The sequence below is a fragment of the Ancylomarina sp. 16SWW S1-10-2 genome (assembly GCF_009669305.1).
GTDB lineage: Bacteria > Bacteroidota > Bacteroidia > Bacteroidales > Marinifilaceae > Ancylomarina.
The window spans coordinates 79,691-102,727 of record NZ_SADB01000014.1; the positions used below are offsets into that span (position 1 = coordinate 79,691).

At 37.1% G+C, this 23,037-nt stretch carries 14 protein-coding genes; all 14 read left to right on the forward strand.

Features of this window, described 5'->3' with window-relative positions:
* Nucleotides 1-43: 43 nt before the first annotated feature.
* The 14 genes from EMN46_RS12750 to EMN46_RS12815 all read left to right on the forward strand — a co-directional run bounded on the left by EMN46_RS12750 (nucleotide 44) and on the right by EMN46_RS12815 (nucleotide 23,008).
* Entirely contained in the window at nucleotides 44-1,180 is a 1,137-nt protein-coding gene (locus EMN46_RS12750) for a 4Fe-4S binding protein (protein WP_154201196.1), read from the forward strand.
* 57 nt (nucleotides 1,181-1,237) lie between these two features.
* The gene (locus EMN46_RS12755; protein WP_154201197.1) at nucleotides 1,238-2,149 is read left to right on the forward strand and encodes a hypothetical protein; all 912 of its coding nucleotides are present in this window, start codon (nucleotides 1,238-1,240) and stop codon (nucleotides 2,147-2,149) included.
* Nucleotides 2,150-2,369: 220 nt separating this feature from the next.
* On the forward strand, nucleotides 2,370-4,721 hold the full coding sequence (locus EMN46_RS12760) for a PDZ domain-containing protein (protein WP_154201198.1): 2,352 nt from the start codon (nucleotides 2,370-2,372) through the stop codon (nucleotides 4,719-4,721).
* 67 nt (nucleotides 4,722-4,788) lie between these two features.
* Nucleotides 4,789-6,444 (forward strand): sulfatase, encoded by a 1,656-nt coding sequence (locus tag EMN46_RS12765; RefSeq protein WP_154201199.1) that lies wholly within the window; start codon nucleotides 4,789-4,791, stop codon nucleotides 6,442-6,444.
* A gap of 83 nt (nucleotides 6,445-6,527) precedes the next feature.
* Nucleotides 6,528-8,948, forward strand: coding sequence for a glycoside hydrolase family 3 N-terminal domain-containing protein (locus tag EMN46_RS12770; RefSeq protein WP_154201200.1), 2,421 nt, complete (start codon nucleotides 6,528-6,530; stop codon nucleotides 8,946-8,948).
* A 55-nt stretch (nucleotides 8,949-9,003) separates the two neighbouring features.
* Entirely contained in the window at nucleotides 9,004-9,825 is an 822-nt protein-coding gene (locus EMN46_RS12775) for an alpha/beta hydrolase family protein (RefSeq protein ID WP_154201201.1), read from the forward strand.
* A gap of 141 nt (nucleotides 9,826-9,966) precedes the next feature.
* Nucleotides 9,967-12,642 carry a hypothetical protein gene (locus EMN46_RS12780; RefSeq protein WP_229130369.1) on the forward strand — a complete coding sequence of 892 codons (2,676 nt, stop codon included), beginning with the start codon at nucleotides 9,967-9,969 and terminating at the stop codon, nucleotides 12,640-12,642.
* A gap of 90 nt (nucleotides 12,643-12,732) precedes the next feature.
* The gene (locus tag EMN46_RS12785; protein WP_154201202.1) at nucleotides 12,733-13,938 is read left to right on the forward strand and encodes a glycoside hydrolase family 88 protein; all 1,206 of its coding nucleotides are present in this window, start codon (nucleotides 12,733-12,735) and stop codon (nucleotides 13,936-13,938) included.
* A 26-nt stretch (nucleotides 13,939-13,964) separates the two neighbouring features.
* Nucleotides 13,965-15,527 (forward strand): hypothetical protein, encoded by a 1,563-nt coding sequence (locus EMN46_RS12790; RefSeq protein WP_154201203.1) that lies wholly within the window; start codon nucleotides 13,965-13,967, stop codon nucleotides 15,525-15,527.
* 92 nt (nucleotides 15,528-15,619) lie between these two features.
* On the forward strand, nucleotides 15,620-16,528 hold the full coding sequence (locus EMN46_RS12795; RefSeq protein WP_154201204.1) for a hypothetical protein: 909 nt from the start codon (nucleotides 15,620-15,622) through the stop codon (nucleotides 16,526-16,528).
* A 43-nt stretch (nucleotides 16,529-16,571) separates the two neighbouring features.
* A complete protein-coding gene (locus EMN46_RS12800) occupies nucleotides 16,572-18,863 on the forward strand; it encodes a glycoside hydrolase family 95-like protein (protein WP_154201205.1) in 2,292 nt (763 codons plus the stop codon).
* 155 nt (nucleotides 18,864-19,018) lie between these two features.
* Entirely contained in the window at nucleotides 19,019-20,404 is a 1,386-nt protein-coding gene (locus EMN46_RS12805) for an FAD-dependent oxidoreductase (RefSeq protein WP_195715266.1), read from the forward strand.
* A 221-nt stretch (nucleotides 20,405-20,625) separates the two neighbouring features.
* Nucleotides 20,626-22,242 carry an FAD-dependent oxidoreductase gene (locus EMN46_RS12810; protein ID WP_229130370.1) on the forward strand — a complete coding sequence of 539 codons (1,617 nt, stop codon included), beginning with the start codon at nucleotides 20,626-20,628 and terminating at the stop codon, nucleotides 22,240-22,242.
* A 22-nt stretch (nucleotides 22,243-22,264) separates the two neighbouring features.
* Nucleotides 22,265-23,008: a GDSL-type esterase/lipase family protein gene (locus EMN46_RS12815; protein WP_195715267.1), complete on the forward strand. Its 744-nt coding sequence runs from the start codon at nucleotides 22,265-22,267 to the stop codon at nucleotides 23,006-23,008.
* Nucleotides 23,009-23,037: the final 29 nt, after the last annotated feature.

The following is a 23,037-nucleotide window of genomic DNA, read 5'->3' on the forward strand; positions in this document are numbered from 1 at the left end:
AAAAAGGAATAATCTTGTTCGTCTTTTGAGGAAAGTATAGATAATGAAAGTGAAAAGCTTAAATAATATTCTTAAATCAATTACAAACCTTGTAATTATTGTCCTCCTACTTTTATCTGTAGCTGCATGGCGAGGACAATTATTTGGGGTCGGTTTAAAAGGTGATACAGATAAGAATTTTACGATTGACCTTAAGGCGACCGACTGTCAATCTATTTTGCCAAATGTTAGTGCTGTTGAAAAGGATAATGATCAGCAGTTTACTCTTTCGGATGCTTCCAATAATCTTGTAGGTTATGCCTATGCATATAGAGGCGAGCTTGGCTATGGAGGTCGAGTACCTGTAATAACTTTTGTTGATGTAGATAATGTGATTTGCGGTATTATATTGGGTGAAAATTATGAAAGTGATGAATATCTCGCTGATGCTGTGAAGAAGGGGATTTTAACCCAATGGAACGGAGTCGCTCGAAATCAGGTTATGAATACTGCTGTTGATGCGATAGCAGGAGCAACCATTAGCAGTCAGGCAATTATCGCTGGTGTACAAAACTCAGCTTCAGAACAATTGCTTTCAATTCCATTTAAATTTTGGACTGTTGAAAATGTCGTATCGCTTGCTTTGTTAATGGTTCTAGTTTTCGCATGTTTTTATCCAAAGAAATTAATGAAGTATCGAACAATTTTGCAGATACTCACTGTAGTCGTATTTGGGTTTTGGCTTGGGCGACTTATATCTTTTGTTCAATTTATTAATTGGTTGTCAGGAGGTTTTAATTGGCAGATTCAGTTTGTTATGCTGATTGTAATTGTTTTATCAATTATCATCCCAATTATTTTTGGAAAAGCTTTTTACTGTAGTTGGGTTTGTCCGTTTGGTGCAGCCCAGGAATTATGCGGAAAAGCTTGTTCTAAAAAGTTGCAAATTACATCGAAAAGTGCTCGGTTTCTTCAACTTTTACGTGAAAGATTATTTATTGTGTTGCTACTCTTCTTATGGACAGGTTATTCCTTTGATTTAACTTTGATTGAACCATTTTCTGCATTTTCATTAACAAAGCTTAGCTATTGGTCTATAGGTTTTGCATCCATATTTTTAATTATTTCTATTTTCATTCCAAAAGTCTGGTGCAGGTTTTTTTGTCCTACAGGTTTTATTTTGGATTGGATTCGAAAATAGAAATAGATTGTGCTTTAGGATATTAATAGTTATAAATCTTTTATTACATCATAAATAATGAAGAGCGATAGAATTTTAAATATTATTCTGGCAATAGCCCTACTTATACTGATTGTTAAAATAAATAAGTACGATTTTTTAAAATCGCAAGATGGAGTTGTTGGTGTAGCCCAAGTAGAAGGAACGGCCGACAAAGCTTATGATTTAAAGTCAGGAACACATCAAACTTGGGTATCGTTAACGGTAGCTGAAAGCAAGCGTTTAATCGCGAAAGGGCTAGCTATTTATCCACCTGTTATAGAATGCATGAAACATGGGAAATTAATTCTGGCTAAAGGTACAACCAATACTTATGTTGCCGAAGAGTTGATACATGATTCTCTTACCAATGGTGAATATGTATTGGGATATATAAGTCCAGCTAAATCCACAAAAAAGGTAGATAGAAGCAAAAAACGTAATGAAATGGTTTTTGTTAATGGAGCGATTCAAGATATTTCTTACAAAGAAATTTTGCCTGAGATGGAAGAGGGTGACATTGTAATGAAGGGAGCCAATATCATTAATCATAGCAAAGGACAAGCGGCTATCATGATAGGTCATCCAACAGGAGGAACCATTGGTAATTTGTACCCGATTATTCAAGAAAAGAAGCTTCGTTATATTATTCCGGTAGGATTGGAAAAAGAATCATCGCAAGATCTTAATATCATTGGGGAGTATAGTAAAATAGATCATGAAAATATCAAGCGAAAAACACCTTGGCTATGGAGTGTTAAAGGTGAATTATTTACTGAAATAGAAGCGATAAAGCAATTTGCTGATGTTGAGGCGCTTCATTATGGCTCAGGTGGAATTGGAGGTGCAGAAGGAGCTGTGTCTATTCTAATAAGAGGATCAGAAACGGAGGTCAATAAAGCACTTAATGTAATTGAGTCAATTCAAGGTGAACCGGCATTTATTAAATAATAGAGGGAACAGTTTATACCTAGGTATTTGGTGTTACATCTGAAAAAAGAACTTTGTATGATTGGATATAAGACATTAGAACGCTATTGCCACAAATTTTATATTGTTTGGCATGGATTCCCTATTCCTGATGGCTCATTATAGTTATTTTCGTTTTTAGAGTAAGTGTAATGTTTGCAACTTGTTAAGATATCATAATAAAAACACAAATTGAACCAAAATGAGAAAGCTATTTTTATTGCTAATGGGTTGTATTTTTTTATTTTTTAGTGCTTGTAAGCCTAAAGTAATAAGAATCGTTGTCGATTCTACTCTGCAAAGTGAAGAGTCTGTTGCATTATTGGATAAAGCTTGGCAGCAAGCGAAACAAGTGAAAAAAGAAGATTCTTCTGCTTTAATCGAAATAATTGTTCACCCAGGAGAGTACAATCTAAAATCACCACTTGTAATTACTCCAGAATTAAATGGTACATCCATTATTGGTGCAGGAAGCGATAAAGTGAGTATTAAAGGTTCTGTTCCTTTAGATTTGAAATGGAAGTCATTGAATGAAAATGTATACGAAGCTACTATCGCAGAAAATCTTGATTTCGATCAACTCATTGCTGATGGAAAAGTACAAATATTAGCACGTTATCCGAATTATAATGAGGATGGGGGCATGTGGCAAGGCTATGCCAAAGATGCGATATCTATCAAAAGAATTGCTTCGTGGAAAAATCCCATAGGTGCTTATTTTAATACGATGCACAAAGGGAAATGGGGTGGCTTTCATTTCCGAATTACTGGCGTAAATGCTGATGGAACTGCTATTTTAGAAGGAGGACAACAGAACAATCGACCTTCGGCACCGCATACAGAATATCGAATGGTCGAGAATGTGTTCGAAGAGTTGGATAGTGCAGGCGAATGGTATTTAGATCGTGAAAAACATAAATTGTACTATTGGCCTCAGAAAGGTATGGATATTCAAAAGCTAAATTTCGAAGCTTCTGTGCTTAAATCATTAATAGAGATAAAAGGAAGCTTAGAAAATCCAGTTAAAAATATTACTATTCAGGGAATTAAGTTTGAGCATACGCAACGCACTTTTATGGAGGAATATGAACCTTTATTAAGAAGCGATTGGACTATTTACCGAGGAGGTGCTGTATTTTTTGAGGGAACTGAAAATTGTTCGATAGAAGATTGTGAATTCACCAACTTAGGTGGAAACGTAATTTTTGCGAGTGCTTACAATAAAGGATTAAAAATTGCTGGGAATCATATTCACGACTGTGGAGCAAGTGCCATTTGCTTTGTAGGTGATGCTTCGGCAGTTCGTTCTCCGGCTTTTCAATATGGACAATTTGTTGCTTTAGATAAAATGGATACCATTTCCGGTCCACAAAACGAGTTGTATCCACGAGAATGTATTGCTGAAAACAATCTGATTCACAGAATAGGTAGAATAGAGAAGCAAACGGCTGGAGTTCAGATATCCATGGCAATGGATATTACAGTTCGTCACAATAGTATTTACGATGTTCCCCGTGCAGGTATCAATATTGGCGATGGAACTTGGGGCGGACATATTTTGGAATACAACGATGTATTTAATACCGTATTGGAATCGGGAGATCATGGTTCTTTCAACTCATGGGGAAGAGATCGTTTTTGGCATCCAAAACGTCATGTAATGGATAGTATGACCACGGCAAATCCAAATATGCCAAAGTGGGATGCAATTCACACTACTATTATTAGAAATAATCGTTTTCGTTGCGATCATGGTTGGGATATCGATTTGGATGATGGTTCTACCAATTATCACATCTATAATAATTTATGTTTGAACAGAGGAATAAAACTAAGAGAAGGTTTCTATCGCGTGGTTGAGAACAATATTATCGTCAACAATTCCTTGCATCCTCATGTTTGGTTTGCCAATAGCGAAGATGTATTTAAAAAGAACATTGTTGGAGATGCTTATCAAGATGTTGGTCTACTTGGTTGGGGAAAAGAGCTTGATTATAACTTGTTTCCTAACGAAGAATCGATGCTGAAATCTCAGATTTACGATCGTGATATGAACAGTGCTTTTGGTGATCCTTTATTCAAAAATCCTGAACATTTAGATTTTATAGTTGCTGAAAATTCACCAGCTCTTAAACTTGGCTTTGTGAATTTTCCAATGGATCAATTTGGAGTTCAAAAACCAGCTTATAAAGCGATTGCTAAAACGCCTGAAGTTCCGGTATTAAAAGATTCTTCGATTAGTAATGGGAAGAGTAGTCCTGTAGTTGCTTGGCTAAGAAACAATATAAAAAGTGTAGATACGGAAGCTGAACAGTCAGCTTACGGATTAAATATGCCCGAAGGCGTGATTCTATTGAGCGTTTGGAAGCACAGTCCTGCAGTAAAAGGAAATGGTTTGAAAAAACGCGATGTTATTTTAGAGGTAGAAGGAGTGAAAATAAAAAGCTCGCTTGACTTTCTAAAAATCACAAAAAAATATCAAAAACTTGGGAAAATTCATGTTGTTGTAATGAGAAACCAGGCAGAACAGAATTTATTCATTCAAATAAACTAGTAAAAGCACTTATAACTATTGGTTTGGTATTTTAATTAAAATAAAGGAAAACGAAAATCTAATGACTATGAAATTGCAACGAATTGTTTTTGTATTGTTCTGTACAATACTGTTTTCTTGCCAAACGGCAAAAAAAGATAAGACGTCTAGTAAGGAATTGCCTAAACGGCCAAATATTATTTTCATGATGTCGGATGATCATGCTTATCAGGCTATTAGTGCTTACGATAATCGATTGATAGAAACACCAAATATTGATCGTATAGCTAATGGAGGAATGAAATTTACTAATGCTTGTGTTACGAATTCTATTTGTGGTCCATCGAGGGCAACAATGTTAACCGGTAAGCATTGTCATATACATGGCAAAACAGATAACGTTTTTCCTTTTGATGAAACACAAACCACCTTTCCTCAATTATTACAAAAAGCAGGTTATCAAACTGCTATGTTTGGAAAATTACATTTTGGAAATAATCCAAAAGGAATTGATGAATTTAAAATTTTACCGGGACAAGGGTCATACTATAATCCTGATTTTGATACCAACGAAGGAAGAATTACAGTTAAGGGATATGTTACCGATATTATAACCGACATGACTATTGATTGGTTGGACAATCGTAGAAAAGAGGATGAGCCATTTATATTATTTTATATGCACAAAGCTCCTCACCGTGAATGGTTACCAGCACCACGATATTTTAAGGAATATACCAAGAAAACATTTGTAGAGCCGGAAACTTTGTTCGACGATTATAAAGGACGTGGGACTGCAGCGAAAACTGCAGAAATGAATTTGTTGACTCATATGAATTGGGCTGGAGATTCAAAGCTTTATCCTGAGATGATGGCTGAATTAGGTATTCCAGATGCGTCAGGATGGGATCTAGAAGCTTTCGATAGAGAGGTTGGTAGAATGAATGCCAAGCAAAGAGCAGTTTGGGATTCAACTTACATGCCTTTAATGGAAGATTTCAAAGCAAAATATCCAGAAATGAATAAAACTGAATTGATGAAATGGCGTTTTCAACGTTACATGCAGGATTATTTGGGCTGTGTTGCTGCTGTAGATGAAAATGTTGGTCGCTTATTGGATCATTTAGAAGAAAAAAATCTTACCGAAAATACTATTATAGTGTACACATCTGATCAGGGATTCTATTTAGGAGAACATGGTTGGTTCGATAAGCGTTTTGTGTATGATGAATCGTTTAAAACACCATTACTTATCAGTTGGCCAGGAGTTGTAGAGCCAGGAACAACAAATACAGAAATGGTTCAGAATTTAGATTTTGCACAAACATTGTTGGAAGCCGCAGGTGTAGATGCACCTGATGATATGCAAGGAGAAAGTTTAATTCCTTTATTGCAGGGTAATGATGACCAATGGACTAGAGATGCTGTTTATTACCATTATTACGAATATCCTTCCATTCACATGGTGAAAAGACATTATGCGATTATAACCCAGGAATATAAATTAATACATTTTTATTATGATGTTGATGAATGGGAGCTTTATGATCGAAAAAAAGATGTCAATGAAATGAGCAATGTGATAGACGATCCAGCCTACGCCGATGTTGTTGTAAAGCTTAAAGAACAATTAAAGGAAATGCGTAAAAAATATGGAGATAGTTCTCAATTAGATCAGGAATTAATCGATAAATATATCCAAATGAAAGAGAATCCTGATGTCAATAAGGTTCCTCTTCATTAAAAAATACTAGAGCTGTTAAAAGAATTATTATTAATTCTTTTAACAGCTTCATTCTACTTTATTATTTTCACAATATTTACATCATGAAATACAGAATTCCAATTCAATTTATTCTTGTTTTATTCTTGTTCGTCTTATTCTCAGGAATGAGAAAGTCTGACGAAAAGATTTATCACAAAGGATGGATTGATTTTAATAAAAATAGTGTTAAGGATATTTTTGAAGATCCTTCTGAAACTGTCGATCGAAGAGTGGAGAATCTCATGACTCTTATGAATGTAGACGAGAAGACTTGCCAGATGGCAACACTTTACGGCTATGCTCGAGTTTTAAAAGATGAGTTGCCAACTAAAGAGTGGAAAAATTGTGTTTGGAAAGATGGTATTGCGAATATTGATGAACATTTAAATACCATTTGGAATCAGGAAAAAACGTATACCCAATATTCTTATCCTTATAGTACTCATGCCGAAGCCATAAATACGGTTCAAAAATGGTTTGTTGAAGAAACACGAATGGGAATTCCTGTAGATTTTACCAACGAAGGAGTGCATGGATTGTGTCACAAGAAAGCAACTCCTTTACCAGCACCTATCGGAATAGGAAGTACATGGAACAAAAGCTTGGTTTATCAGGCTGGTGAAATGGTAGGACGAGAGGCCAAGGCCTTAGGTTACACCAATGTTTATGCTCCTATTCTTGATGTTGCCACAGATCAGCGTTGGGGAAGAGTTTTGGAGTGTTATGGTGAATCGCCTTTTCATATTGCAGAAATGGGCAAGCAAATGACTTTAGGAATTCAATCGCAGGGAGTGGCATCCACACTAAAGCATTTTGCTGTTTATAGCATTCCCAAAGGAGCTCGCGATGGAGATGCGCGTACCGATCCTCATGTTGCACCGCGTGAAATGCATCAGCTTTATTTGTACCCTTTTCGAAGAGTAATTCAAGAGGCTAAACCTATGGGCGTAATGAGTAGTTATAACGATTATGATGGTGTTCCGATTACTGCAAGTCATTACTTTTTGACTGAATTGTTGCGTAAGCAATATGGTTTTGAAGGATACGTTGTTTCCGATAGCGAAGCGGTTGAGTATGTTTCAGCCAAACATCATGTAGCAAAAGATTATAAGGAAGCTGTAAGACAAGTTGTTGAGGCAGGATTGAATGTTCGAACCACTTTTAGAACAGCAGAATCGTACATCGAGCCTTTGCGGGAGTTAATAAAAGAAGGGAAACTTTCTATGAAAACAATCGATGCAAGAGTTGGAGAAGTCCTGGCTGTTAAATTTAGATTGGGTTTATTCGATCAGCCTTATGTTGAAAATCCTGCAGAGTCTGATAAATTAGTACATACAGAAAAGGATGAAGCTCTTTCGAAACAGATCAATCTAGAATCCATGGTCTTGCTGAAAAATGAAAATAATCTGCTTCCTTTGGATATCCGTAAAGTTGGAAAAATTCTGGTAACTGGTCCGCTTGCTGATGAGATTAGTTTTACCTATAGCAGATATGGTCCTGCTAATAATCCTTCTGTTTCGGTTTATCAGGGAATAAAAAAATATACTGCAGGAAAAGTAGAAGTTGATTATGCCAAAGGATGCGATATTGTGGATCCAAACTGGCCGGGAAGTGAAATTATTCCTGAACCTCTTTCGCTCGAAGAACAAGCTGGAATTGAGGCTTCGGTTGAAAAAGCAAAACAATCGGATATCATTATTGCTGTAGTAGGAGAAGATGAAAAACGAGTAGGCGAAACTAAGTCGAGGACGAGTTTGGGACTTCCGGGAAGACAATTTCAACTTTTACAAGCCTTGTATGCAACTGGAAAACCAGTCGTTTTAGTTCTGATTAACGGACAGCCTTTGAGTATTAACTGGGAAAATAGATTTTTGCCTGCCATTCTCGAAGCTTGGTTCCCTAGCACTTCAGCTGGCGATGTTATTGCTGAAACCTTATTTGGGGATAACAATCCGGGAGGAAAGCTATCGGTAACATTTCCCAAAACAGTGGGACAAATTCCATTGAATTTTCCATTTAAACCAGGTTCTCAATCCGGACAACCAGGCGAAGGTCCAAATGGTTATGGAAACACACGAGTTTTAGGTTCTTTGTATCCTTTCGGATATGGATTGAGTTATACGACTTTTGAATATAGTGATTTGAAGATTAGTCCAGAAAAGGCAAATTCGCAGGCCGAAATTCATGTGTCATTTTCGCTAACAAACACCGGAAATAGAGAGGGAGATGAAGTTGCTCAGCTTTATTTAAAAGATGAGGTAAGTAGCGTGACAACTTATGAGTCTCAGCTTCGTGGTTTTGAACGTGTTCATTTGCTTCCTGGCGAAACAAAAATACTTCATTTTACTCTTTGCCCTGACGATTTGGCTTTGCTCGATAAGAACATGAATTGGACGGTTGAACCAGGTAAATTTAAGATAATGATAGGAAGTTCATCAGTTGATATTCGATTGACTGAGGCTTTCGAAATAAAAGCAAATTAGTATTAATTGCTCTGTTTCACGATTAGCAATTAATTGATATAAAAAATAGAAAATTATGAGAATAGTATTTGTGTTGTTTTTGTTAGTAAGTAATGCTTTGTGTGCCATTGCTTCTAGAGTCGATACCTTGATGGTGAGTAGTAAATCAATGGACAAAGAATTGCCTAATTTGGTGATTGTTCCAGATGGATATAGTACTGACAATAAGGATTTTCCTGTTTTATATTTATTGCATGGTGCTTCTGGCAATTTTGGCGATTGGTTGCATAAAGTTCCTAAACTACAGGAATATGTAGATACTTATGATTTTATTATCGTTTGTCCTGATGGAGGATTTACAAGTTGGTATTTCGATAGTCTTGTGGATGATAAAATGCAGTATGAAACCTATATCACCAAAGAGTTATTGCCTGCTGTGGATAAAAACTACAATACGATTCCTGATCGATCGGGAAGAGCCATTGCAGGTTTAAGTATGGGCGGACATGGAGCATTTTACCTTGCTTTTAAACATCAGGATATTTGGGGTGCTGCCGGAAGTACCAGTGGAGGTTTAGATATTCGTCCTTTTCCTAGTCGTTGGGATATTTCAAAACGATTGGGATCTTATGCTGAAAATAAAGAAGCATGGGAGAAAAATTCGGTGATCAATTTAGTTTATCTTTTGAATGGAAATAATCTGAAATTAATTTTTGATTGTGGAACTGAGGATTTCTTTCATGGTGCCAATAAACGGATGCACGAAAAGTTACTAGAGCGAAATATTCCACATGATTATATCGAGCGTCCTGGAAAGCACAATGTAAAATATTGGTCCAATTCAATAAAATATCAATTGTTATTCTTCGATCAGTATTTTGAATCAGAAAAGAAGTAAATCTCATTAAAATCGCATTGGGAAGTAGGTTTTGCAACAAATTTCATACTTATTGCAACGTAAATTCTGCTTTCCCGATGTTTGTTGAGCTATTTTTGAAGAGACAGTAATGTGTACAAAACAATTATAAATAATTGATTAATGGTCTCTAAAAGAATAGTTCTAATTTTTTTTATTGCCTTGAGTTTTTTAATTCAGGCACGAGGTACTTTTGCTCAAAATCATCCAAGTCTTTATGCAAAAAAAGAGGATCGACAGGCGATTTTAGCGAAGATAAAAAGTGAGGAATGGGCAAAAAATGCCTGGGAAAGTCTAAAAGAAAAGATCGATCCTTACGTCGATAGACATCAATCTGATCCAGAATGGATCACATCTCGTATGTCTATGTACTGGAAAGATGGAGCCCATTTTACACAGTGTTATATTAAAAATCAAAATTGGGATTACGGTGAAGGAAATGCTCCTGTACCAACCGTTCGACTTCCGGGAATGCGTACCTGGAACAGCTACATCAATGTTCCTTTAGAAAATCGAATTCCTTATAGCGAAAATGGTGACATGCTCGCAATCGATAGAGCTAGCGATGATAAAACGCCCGTTTTGGTGCCCTACAAGAAAACAGGACACATGGTTCGCGCTAATAATGGAGAAATTTTAAAATTAGCAGAAAATGCTTCTTTTGCCTATTGGATTACCAAAGAAGAAAAATACGCCAAATTTTCAGCAGATATTTTCTATACATGGTTAATGGGAATTTATTATATGAATCCTCCATTAGATCCTCAAGAATCTACAAAAGGTCCTGGTGGCTATGCGCCAGGTGGAATAATGGGTTATTACGATTATGAACAAATTCACGATGACCATCAGATAAATGCGGCCATCACCTATGATTTCCTATATGATTTCTTGAATGAACATCCTGCTGAACACCTAAAGATGATTAAGAAAGATCTGACAGAAGTAGCAGGTGTTGTTTTTAAACGATTTATTGATTTAGGTCTAATTCGGGGCGGAAAACGTGGAAATTGGAATGTGAATGGATTTAAAAACATTGTTCCTTCTATGTTGGTTCTGGAACCGAACGATTACTACAAGGATAAAAAAGGAAAAGAATACTGTATTCCATATTACACTAAAATTACAACCGATTATCACGAGGCTTTGCCTGATTTCATTAAAAATTTCGATGAGGTTACAGGATTATGGCCCGAGTCGCCAGGTTATGCTTCGGGTATGATTGGAGCAATATTGAAAATGGGAATGCCTCTTTACAATGCAGGCATAAATACTATTGGTGAGAATCCATTATTGCAAAAAGCAGCTATGGCTAATTTGGGATGGTTAGATGCTCGCGGTAATCTTGTTGTTATAGGAGATATGCGTGGCGGACCTACTGATTTTGCTGTTTTCGAGAATATGCTAACCTACTACACTTGGGAGGGCGATGCTGAAAATGCTAAAAAAATGGCAACGGTTATTCGTAAAGGAATTGCTTCTGGACAATATAATCGCAGTGATATAGATTGGAAAGGGATTTGTTTGTATGAAGCACTTCCTGATTCAGGTAGCGAATTGCCTTTTCATCGGGTAGCCTATTCTGAGCATCATCGTCACATCATCATGAAGAATGGTAATGGTGAGGAAAATGGCTTAATGTTCACTTTGTATGGAGGTAGTAAAGGAGGCCACTTGTCTCCTAATGGATTAGCCATGCAATTTTATGGTAAAGGATGGGCTTTGAATCCCGATGCTTCTGCTTATGAATCTTATTGGTCAAAAGACGCAGCCTACCATCGTGAAATTACGGGTTCAAATACCATAATGCCAGGTTATACTAAAGGAGAGATTAGCATAAATGCAATGGATCCTTTTGTTGATGAATCGAGCAGTTTCTACAATACATCAGAAACTTCTGCAAGTTGTTCTTTTGCAGATATCAGTGCTGAAGAAAAGCGTCGTATGGTTGCAATGATACGTACTTCTGAAACTACAGGATACTATGTTGATATTTTTCATTCAAACCAGTCAGATAATGATTATGTGCAACATATGATAGGAGATGTTGTTTCTGTGGTAGATAATTCTGGAAAAACATTGGAATTAAATGCTGTCGATAGTATTAGTCATCCTTATCATTCGGCTTATTCTTTTTATAAAAATCCTGCGAAAGTAAACTACGATAAAGATTTTCAAGCAACCTGGACTGTGAATAAGGTAAAACCAAGTTTTTGTGTTGAAATGTGGATGATGGGACAAGATAATCGTGAAATCTATTTGGTAGATGCGCCTCCATCAACCTTGCGAGCAGATCTAACTCCAGGTATGGTAAATAGAAGTCCACAAACAACGCCAACTATTCTTGTTCGTCAGACCGATAATAACGCTGAGAAGAAACCTTTTGTTGCGGTTTTCGAGTCTTTTAACGAAGGTGGAAAATCAATACAAAAGATTTCAAAAATAGCAACTTCCGATCATTTTGTGGCTTTGTCAGTTCTTTCGAAAGATGGTGGCAAACAATTAATTTGCAATGCTATTGATGATGAGGTATATCAACCAATATCAGATCTTTCCTTTCAGGGAATTTTAGGAATCGCTTCGGAAAATAAGGATGGCTTTCAATATTTGTACTTGGGTAAAGGTAAATCATTAAAAAAAGGAAAATACAGTATTGAAGCTGTTAGTGGAGAGGTTTCTGCAGAATTGAAATTAGTAGATGGAGAATTTTACTATTCTGCTGATAGGTCTGTAAATATATCCTTGAAAAAAGGAAAGAAAAAAGAATATAAAGCTGGATATAATATTCGCATTAAATAGACTTAGTAGTTGAAGTAGTGATGAATATACAGGAAGTTAAAAAAGGCTTCTTAGTGTGAGTGTTTTGAATAAATGTAAAGAATAGATAAGATGAAATATATTAGATTATTTGTAGTCCTTGTTGGTGTCTCTTTAGTTTCCAATGCGTGTGGGGTATTTTCAAAAGGAGAGAAGGTTTCTACTGCAGATCGTGTTTTGACCGAGAGTGTTGTAAAGATAAAAGAAAGTGCAGACGCTTTATCTGATACGAATCATTTTCCGAGATATATACCGCAGGATAGCACCAATTGGGAGTGTGTTGATGTTGCAGATTGGTGTAGCGGGTTTTGGCCAGGAGTCTTATGGTATGCTTATGAGTATTCTGGTGATGAACTAATTAAAAAGCAAGCAGAATTATTCACCGCACCGATTAAAGAGATTGCTTATACACCAGCTCAAGATCATGACATAGGTTTTCAGGTGTATTGCAGTTATGGTAATGGCTATCGGTTAACTGGAAATCCTGAGTATAAAAAAATTATGTTAGCTGCCGCTGATACTTTAGCTACTCTTTACAATCCAATTGTGGGTAGTATTAATTCTTGGCCTAGTAAGCGTGAATATTCTCACAATACCATTATCGATAACATGATGAACCTGGAACTATTGTTTTGGGCAGCGAAGAATGGCGGAGGACAACGATTGAAAGATATTGCAGTGAGTCATGCAGAGGTTACAATGAAATATATTGTACGTCCAGATTATACAGCCTTTCATTTAGGATCTTTTGATGCTAAAACGGGTGCTTTTATCGAAGGAAAAGCACATCAAGGTTATGCTGATAATTCGATGTGGGCGAGAGGACAAACCTGGGGTATTTATGGTTTTGCAATCGCTTATCGCGAATCAGGAAAAAAAGATTTCTTGAAAACATCAATGAAAATGGCTGATAAATTTTTAGAGCGCCTCCCTGAAGATGGAATTCCTTACTGGGATTTTGATGCGCCAGTTACAGCCAATACACCTAAAGATGCTTCGGCTGCTGCAGTTGCAGCTTGCGGAATGTTGGAACTATATGGTTTAGTTGAAGAAGATTCTGTAAAACAAAAGTACTATAACGAGGCTGTAAAGTTGATCGAAATTCTTTCTACAGATAAATATTTAACTGGAAATAGCAATCAGGCTATATTAACACACTCTGTGGGACATATGCCTAAGAATTCAGAAATCGATGTTCCTATTATTTACGCTGATTATTATTTCTTAGAAGCTTTATTAAAATTAAAGAAGATAGAAGCTAGTCAAATTACTAAATAAGTGGTCATCCGAAATTTTTAAAAAAAATGAAAAAGCTCTGTCTTTTAATTGTGTTTTTTTCTTTGTCGATTCCTTTGTTTGCTGAAACAAAGGAAGTGATCGCATCCAGCCATTTTAGTGTGTTGAACTGGATAATATTAGCTGTTTTTTTAATTGGAACCACCGTTTTTGGCGAGCTGGTGAAAAACAAAGATAGCGGATTAGATGGATTCTTCCGTGGTGGAAAAAATTTACCGTGGTGGGCTGTTTCTTTGTCGTTGGTAGCTACAAAAACTAGTGTGGCCACGTTTATTGCTGTGCCCGCATTTGTTTATTCCTTACAAGGAGATTTGACCTATCTTCAAATGACTTTTGGCTTTGCTTTGGGAAATGTTCTTATGATATTTGTGCTACTTAAAGAGTATTACGAAGAAAATATATATAGTCCTTACGACTTTATACAAAACCGATTAGGCATAAAGGTAAGTCAACTTTCGCGCACCTTTTTTATGGTGGGAGCTACTATGAGTCAGGGGGTCCGTTTGTTAGGAACAGCTTTGGTATTGAGCGTAATAACCGGACTAAGTACCGTATTGTGCATTCTAATTATAGCTGCGTTTGCAGTGGTTTGGTCCTATATTGGAGGAATTACTACAGTAGTTTGGACAGATGCCGTACAATTTGTAATATTTATTTTTGGTGCATTGTTCGCGTTATTTTATGCCATTGGCGATGTTCCTGGCGGATTTAGTGAAATGATGGCTATTGCCGACCAAAAAGCCAAACTTACCTTGCTCGATCTTTCTTTAGATCCTCATAAAACCTATACTCTTTGGGTCGGTATATTGGGCTGTACTTTTTTTGAGTTTGGTTCGAATACGATCGATCAAGTGGTTACTCAACGAGCTTTGTGTTGTAAAAACTTAAAAGAAGCAAGAAAAGCAGTAGGCTTTTCGGTTGTGGGTGTATTAACTACCTGGATTATGGCATTTGTTGGAATTGGTTTAGTCGCGTATTATCATATAAATCCTCTTTCGCCAGAAGTAAGTGCATCTATCATCCAAGAACCGGATCGTATTTTCCCTTATTATGTAGTCAATTCATTGCCAGATGGGATTTCTGGTTTGATTATCGCGGCTATGTTTGCAGCGGGAATCTCAACACTCGACTCCGCATTAACCGCACTTTCTCAAACGAGTGTAATGGGTGTTGGAAGTATTGTTTATCCGAAGTTGAAAACCATGGACGAAAAGAAAGTGGTGAGGATTTCCAAGATGGCGATTATTGTTTGGGGTGGAATTCTGGCCTTATTAGCTTTTGGATTTAGCTTCTTTCAGGATGGAGGATTGTTGGCCTTAGGATTTAAAGTGCCTGGTTATGCTTATGGAACATTAATAGGAATTGCTTTTTTGGCCTTGATGCGTCGGGGTTCTTTTACAGGAATTCTGATGGGTTCGTTATTAGCTATTGGAGTTATTGCTTGGATGCATATTGAAGGAATCAGTTTTTTCTGGTGGTTTCCAATTGGAGCTATCGTAGTTATTGGGACTGCTATTCTTTTTGAATTTTTAGGCAAGCAAAAAAAGCAAATGGTGGATCTGACAAATTAGATTACTATGAATGTAGGAAAATAAGTGATTTTGATAAGAGGAAATTTGAAACATAGATAGCCTATTGATAGCCATTTAAATAGTTAAAAGTCATGAGAAAAGTCGTTTTATTTATTTTATGTATTGTGTTTAGTGGATCAGTATCATCACAAACACCTTTATGGCAAGCTAAAGGACGAATAGCTATAAGTTCAGATGGTAATGAGCACGATCATGATGACTGGGCTGCAACACCCTTATCTCTAGCTCTTCTTGCTGCAAAAGGATTACAAAATAAATTGGTATTGTATACCTATAGCGACCACGTTTGGGGAAGCAACCTGCAAGTGCCTGTTGGTAAAGGAGGCCTGACTGCTTATGAGCAAATGAAGGAGAGTGCACTTACTGGGGCAAAGATGTTTGGTTTTCGCAAATCAAACTTTATTTGTGCTGTCGATAATCCTGAAAAAGCATACAATGAGATGGCTAAGGTAATTAATGAATCGTCGGAAGATAATCCACTGTTTATTGTTGCTGCCGGACCTATGCAGGTGGTTGGTGAAGGAATACGACGATCGAATCGGGATAAACGCAAATATGTTACTGTTATTTCACACTCGAAGTGGAATGATAATCATGCTGCTAATTCTTACTCTTGGGAACCGGAACATAAAGGTTGGACATTTAAGATGATGCAGGAAAATTTTAGTAGCAAGAAAGGGGGGCAAGTGCAATTTGTGAAAATAGCAGATCAAAATGGAGGAAAGGATTATCTCGGATTGAATTGTTCTATTGACCATTTCGATTGGATGAAAATATCCTCAGCAAAAGAAAATAGACTTTATAAAAAAGGATCGTGGGATTGGTTGTATTCGAGACAAGAAACTTGCATTAAGAAAGGTGGAAAAAACTTTGATCCATCAGATGCTGGTATGGTAATTTATTTGCTAACAGGGATTGAAAAAACAAATTCTGAATTAGCTAAAGAAATTATGGAGAATCCGGTTCCAAAGCTTAAATAATAAATTTAAAAGTAGCAACAGATACTAAAATAAGCGACAGGTTATGAAATTTAAATTTCGATATTTTTTCAGTGTAATACTTATTTTCACTCTAGCGAGCTCCTGTAAACAGGATAATGGGAATGCAATAAATTGGAAAAAATTCATGGCTCAGCATGATTTGATTTGGGAAGATATTCCAACACAATGGGCGGAAGGAGCCTTTGTGGGGAATGGCCAATTGGGAATGATGCTATATGCTAAAATGGATGAAAATCGTTTTAACTTTCATGTGGGTCGTCAGGATGTAACTGATCACAGAAAGGCGCCTAATAAGAAAACTTCAATGGGTGTTAAAGGAGCTAATCTGCTTGATTTTTCGCGATTGGATATTGGTAAAATGGTATTACACCCTGCAGGTAAAATACAAACAGCGAATATTCGTCAAGATATATGGAATGCCGAGATACGAGGAACTATTTTTACTGATTTGGGTGAAATTAAATTCAGAGCCTTTACACCTTACGATCGTATGGTGCAAGTAATTGAAGTAAGCTCAACCGAAAAGAAAGACGGATCCGAAGCTCCTTTTACTTGTGAATGGATGCCTGGTAATCCATCCTGTTGCAGAGCGTTAACTAAGTATGAAAGTTATAAAGATAGGTATGATTTCAATTTTATTGACCCAGAGATTAAAACCGTTGATGGCATTAATGTATGCGTGCAAAAGTTAGAAGCAGGCGGAGATTATGCTACTGCTTGGAGTGAACAAAAAGAAGGGCGAAAATCAACTATTTATATTGCAACGGCTAATGAAATTCCAGCTTCTGATTTATCGGCTGGTGTGGCAATAAAAGACGTAAAAGCTGCAGAAAAGGCAGGGATTACTTCGCTTGAAAAAGAAAATAGAGCATGGTGGCATGCTTATTATAAAAAATCATTTTTAAGTATTCCTGATACTCGCATGGAATCGTTTTATTGGATTCAGTTGTATAAAATGGCTACCTGTTCACGAGCCGATGGTCCTGCCTTGGATCTAATGGGTCCGTTCTTTAAAAATACAAGCTGGCCAGGTTTATGGTGGAACTTGAATGTTCAACTTACTTATTGGCCGTTTAATACCAGTAATCATCAGGATATTGCTATTAATTTTATAAAATTGATTGATGACCATTTTGAGTACATGATAAAGAATAAAGCAGGCAATAACTTAGGCGATTTTGCTTGGGCAACGCATAATTATTGGCTTTACTTTAAATATCAAGGCGATGAGCAATCGATATTGGAGAAATGGGTTCCAAAGGCAATGAGGATTGCTGAGATATACGAAACAAAGTTGGAACGAAACGAGGAAGGAAAGCTTGAATTAACACCAATGGGATCTCCGGAATACAATGGCTTTAAATCGTTTAAAAATACCAATTACAATTTTGCTATTTTTCGTTGGTTGCTGAATGGACTTATTGATGCCAATGAGAAAGCAAATCAGTATCCAGAGAAAATAAAACATTGGAAACAATTGTTGGCTGATTTAATTCCTTACCCAGTTGATGAAAATGGCTTGATGATAGGTAGCGATCAACCTGTTGATATGTCGCATCGTCATTATTCTCATTTATTGGCATTGTATCCTTTATTTCAGTTAAACCCAGATTCTCCTAAAGATCGTGAATTGGTTGTAAAGTCGGTTGTTCATTGGCATAATATTGAGAATGGAAAAGGCTTAGCTGGTTATTCTTATACAGGAGCGTCTTCGTTATATGCTGCCATGGGTATGGGAGATGAAGCTGTTGAGGTTATGCAGGACTTTTTAGATGCAAATATTGGTAAAGCTCATTTCTTAACCAATACTTTTTATATAGAAGGAAACAATCCTGTTATTGAAACACCTCTAAGTGCCGCTACTGCCATTATGGAGTATAATCTGCAAAGTTGGGGTGAAAAAATTAGAATTTTTCCTGCAACGCCTAATGATTGGAAAGAAGCTTCTTTTTCTGATTTATTGGCTCAAGGAGGTTTCCTTGTAAGTGCATCTTTGAAGAACGGTAAAACGGATTGGGTTTCGATTGAAAGTCAGGCAGGACAGCCATGTACAGTTAAAATACCTGGATGGACGAATGCGATTCAAATCAGTAAAGGCAAAAAAGTAGCGATTACTAAAATTGAGGATGGTGAGTTTAAGATTGACTTAGCAAAAGGGCAAAAAATTGTATTGTCTTCAGGAGCAAAAAATATAAAAGCAGTGGTTAGGGCAGTTGAACATCCAGTATCAGAAGCAAATTATTTTGGTGTGAAGAAAGGTGCAAAGCGAATGCCTTTACTAGAGCATCCAATTCTTGAATACAAAAATCAGTAATAATTGATATATAGTTTACAATAAAATATAGGAAACAGTCATTGTTTTTTTTAAAGGATAAAGAACACATTGGAGAATGATTAAAAAAGTTAATGCGAGTTCCTGAATGTGCTGAAGTTTTCGATATTTTTTCTAAAGACAAAAAATTTAAACAGATGAAACAGTTTCAAACAAAATATATAGGTGAATACGATGTAGTAATTGCTGGAGGTGGTGTTTCAGGTAGTCATGCTGCGATTGCCGCAGGACGACAGGGAGCCAAGGTTTTACTAATCGAACAATTTGGCTTTTTAGGAGGTTCACTTACAGCAATGGGAGTGGGGCCAATGATGTCTTTTCACAATCGGGCAGGCAAGCAATTGGTATTTGGATCGCCTAACGAAATGGTGAATCGTTTGATTCAGAAGGGGGCAAGTCCGGGTCATATTTTAGATGGAACAGGCTACTGCTCAACGGTAACTCCTTTCGATGCAGAGATGCTAAAGATCGTATTGGAAGATATGATTTTAGAAGCGGGTGTAGATATTTTATACCATACTCGTTTAATCGATATTTCTAAAAAAGGTAAAAACATCAATTCTGTATTTATTCATAATCGAGGAGGAATACAGGAAGTGAAAGCCAAATTTTTTATTGATGCGAGTGGTGATAGTGAATTGGTGAAATTGGCAGGTGTTCCTTTTTCTGTGGGCAGATCCGAAGATGGAAAGTCGCAACCTCTCACTATGAATGTAAAGATTGGAAACGTTAATAGTCGTGTTCTTCGTGAATATATGGCTAAGAATTGGGATCAATTTGATGATAAAATTAGAAATGACGATAAAGAAAAGGTTCTGAATCGTACCGCTCGTATTTCCTTATGGGGATTTTACGATTTATGGGAAAAAGCAAAGGCCAAAGGTGAAGTTACTGTTCCCAGAGATAATGTCTTGTTTTTCGAGACCAATACCGAAGGAGAGTTCATCTTCAATACTTCTCGTATTTTGGGGATGGATCCTACTAATCCTTTCGATTTAAGCAAAGCTGAAACCATGGGCCGTAAGCAATGTCTTGAGATCTATCAGTTTCTTAAAAAATATGCTCCAGGATTCGAAAATTCGACCATAGTAAGCACAGCTCCACACATTGGAATTCGGGAATCACGTCATCCTTTTGCAAGCTATGTACTTAGTTCTGAAGATTTGGTTACTGAAAGAAAGTTCGATCATCCTATCGCAGTGGGAGGATACCCAATTGATATTCATTCTCCCGATGGACAAACAACCGAGTCGGTGCATTTAAGAGCTGAAGGGCTGTACTACATTCCTGTTGAATCTCTTTTGGTGAACGAAATAGACAATTTAATTCTTGCCGGCCGAGCTATTGGTGCCGATCATCATGCTAGTGCTGCTATTAGGGTAACTCCTATAGCTATGGCAATAGGACAGGGTGCAGGAACGCTTGCTGGTTTAGCTGTAAGTAATAATACACTTCCAATGAAGGTAGAATATGCAAAACTGGCGATTCAATTAAAAGAAAATGGCGTTTACTTGGGAGAATAATTTTTAAGTACGCAAATAATTGGTTTTTCATGCTAGTGCGGAGGAATATAGGTTAACGCTCCTTATCTAATTGTTTGGATAGATAATATAGTGAAACACAAAATTTAATGAATAAAACAATACTTACATATTTATTACTAGGAGTATCCCGACTTTGGACGTGGATCAGATCAAAAATGGATTTTAATTTTAGGCTTGTTAAAATAGTGTCAATTAGTTTCTTGTTACAGTTTTTGGGTACAGGATACGGTACTGCTGAAGTCGTTAATAAGGATGTTTGTATTTATGGGGGAACTGCAGCTGGAGTTATTGCTGCAGTGCAAACGGCACGAATGGGTCAGAGTGTGGTATTGATTGAACCTAGTCAGCATATTGGAGGTGTAACCTCGGGAGGCTTAGGCTATACCGATGTTGGTAATCCAGAAACGATTAGCGGAATTACTCGGGAGTTTTACCAGAGCCTTCATAAATGGTATCAGAATTCTGAACATTGGAAGTTTCAGACTCAGTCGGAGTTTATGGCGAAAGCGAAAGCAAAAGGAAAACGCATCGCACCCGACGCTATGTTTATTTTTGAGCCACATGTTGCCGAACTTCAACTAAATAAAATGCTTGTTGAGGCAGGTGTTACAGTGGTTCTTGGCGAAAGACTTGACCTGAATAAAGGTGTTGAGAAAAATGGTCCTCAGATTGTTTCGATTCGTATGGAATCTGGACGTGTTTTTACAGCAAAAATTTTTATTGATTGCTCCTACGAGGGCGATCTGATGGCCAAATCTGGAGTTTCTTATACGGTTGGGCGCGAGTCCAATACTTTGTATGGTGAGTCTATCAATGGAGTTCAAACCAAAGAGAAGGCGCGGCGAGGTAGTGAACCTTTAAACCCGTTTGTTATTCCTGGTGACTCTACTAGTGGTGTGATTGATGGACTTCAACTGAATGTTATAGGCGAGGATGGCGATGGCGATAATCTAGTACAAGCATACAACTATCGTCTTTGCCTCACCAACCAGTCGGAGAACAAAGTTGCGTTTGACAAGCCAGATGCTTATGACGAAAAAGAATTTGAACTCCTTTTCCGCTGGCTTGAAGCTGGCAATACAAGAGGACTTCCTGTCGGATTGAATCCCATTCCAAATGGCAAGACCGACTCGAACAAAGCGGGTTGGGTTTCTACAGATTATATTGGGTACGCAGACAAATATCCTGATGCTAATTATGCCGAACGTAAACGTATTATCGCGGATCATATTTGCTATACTAAGGGATTTCTTTGGACATTAGCCAACCATCCACGTGTGTCTGAGGCTGTTCGTCGACGGGCTTCAGCATGGGGGTATGCCAAAGATGAATTTTTGGATAATGGACATTTCCCTCATCAACTGTATGTTCGTGAGGCCCGCAGAATGCTGGGAGTAATGGTAATGACAGAAAATGAGCTTAAGAAACGCCGAAAAGTGACTGATGCCGTGGCCCAAGGTTCATACGGCATGGATTCACATCCTACGCAACTATGGGTTGACGAGGCTGGTGCTTTACACGCCGATACGCCTAAGTGGACAGGAGTTGGCCCTTATGGAATTAGTTATCGAGCGATTACGCCCAAGGCAGATGAATGCTCCAACTTACTAGTTCCTGTGTGCATGTCGGCTTCGCATAGCGCTTATGGTTCTATAAGAATGGAGCCAGTTTACATGATGCTTGGGCAGGCAGCAGGAACAGCAGCTGCATTGGCAGTCAAAAAAAATAGTTCTGTTCAGAATGTGTCCTACAAAAAACTACGTAAACAGTTACTTAAAGATGGACAGCTTGTGGAACCAGGAGTTAATCGAAAATAATTTAAGAGTAATCAACCGAAGAATGAATAAGATAATTTTAAAATTGGGAATACTGTTATTGATGACATCATGTCAAACTATAAATAAAAGTTACAATCCGCAAGTAGTTACGCTTGTAAACTCTGGAGTAGGTGGACACACAACAAAAAATTTATTGGATCGAATCGATTCTGATGTAATAAATTATCACCCGGATTTAACCATAGTGATGGTGGGAACCAATGATATGTTGAACTCTAGGAAAATGATATCCTATGAGGAATATAAGCAAAATTTAGAACAGATTATTATCAAGTTGAAAGCTGAAGGAAGTCAAGTGTTGTTGATGAGTCCACCTCCAGCTGATAGTGCATATCTGTTTGAACGACACGATAAAACTTTATATAAAGATGCACCCAATGTCATTATGGATAGTTTAAGTCACATTGTGGAGCAAACAGCATTGGATAATAAAGTATTGTTTTTTAATATTAATGCAATGTTTCAAAAAATGGATCTTCCCAAACACAATCAGGATCTCTATTTTCGAAACGTTAAAAATTGTGGAAAAGGAGATGGCGTTCATCCAACTCAATTGGGATACAAATTGATAGCAGATCGTGTTTTTGAATTTTTAAGTGAAAACAATTTATTGAAGAAATTCAAGACGATCGTATGTTTTGGTGATTCTATCACTTCTGGTGCTGGTTCTGTAGGTGGTGGAACTGTTACAGGAAAAAACTATCCATCTTTTCTACTTCAAAGAATTAGAGAGATTGCAGATTAGTAAAAATGTAAATACGTACGAATCAGAAA

Coding starts and splice junctions, on each gene's coding strand:
- EMN46_RS12760 (WP_154201198.1), top strand. CDS start 2,370: ATGAGAAAGCTATTTTTATTGCTAATGGGTTGTATTTTTTTATTTTTT.
- EMN46_RS12750 (WP_154201196.1), top strand. CDS start 44: ATGAAAGTGAAAAGCTTAAATAATATTCTTAAATCAATTACAAACCTT.
- EMN46_RS12775 (WP_154201201.1), top strand. CDS start 9,004: ATGAGAATAGTATTTGTGTTGTTTTTGTTAGTAAGTAATGCTTTGTGT.
- EMN46_RS12765 (WP_154201199.1), top strand. CDS start 4,789: ATGAAATTGCAACGAATTGTTTTTGTATTGTTCTGTACAATACTGTTT.
- EMN46_RS12770 (WP_154201200.1), top strand. CDS start 6,528: ATGAAATACAGAATTCCAATTCAATTTATTCTTGTTTTATTCTTGTTC.
- EMN46_RS12800 (WP_154201205.1), top strand. CDS start 16,572: ATGAAATTTAAATTTCGATATTTTTTCAGTGTAATACTTATTTTCACT.
- EMN46_RS12805 (WP_195715266.1), top strand. CDS start 19,019: ATGAAACAGTTTCAAACAAAATATATAGGTGAATACGATGTAGTAATT.
- EMN46_RS12815 (WP_195715267.1), top strand. CDS start 22,265: ATGAATAAGATAATTTTAAAATTGGGAATACTGTTATTGATGACATCA.
- EMN46_RS12795 (WP_154201204.1), top strand. CDS start 15,620: ATGAGAAAAGTCGTTTTATTTATTTTATGTATTGTGTTTAGTGGATCA.
- EMN46_RS12785 (WP_154201202.1), top strand. CDS start 12,733: ATGAAATATATTAGATTATTTGTAGTCCTTGTTGGTGTCTCTTTAGTT.
- EMN46_RS12755 (WP_154201197.1), top strand. CDS start 1,238: ATGAAGAGCGATAGAATTTTAAATATTATTCTGGCAATAGCCCTACTT.
- EMN46_RS12790 (WP_154201203.1), top strand. CDS start 13,965: ATGAAAAAGCTCTGTCTTTTAATTGTGTTTTTTTCTTTGTCGATTCCT.
- EMN46_RS12780 (WP_229130369.1), top strand. CDS start 9,967: ATGGTCTCTAAAAGAATAGTTCTAATTTTTTTTATTGCCTTGAGTTTT.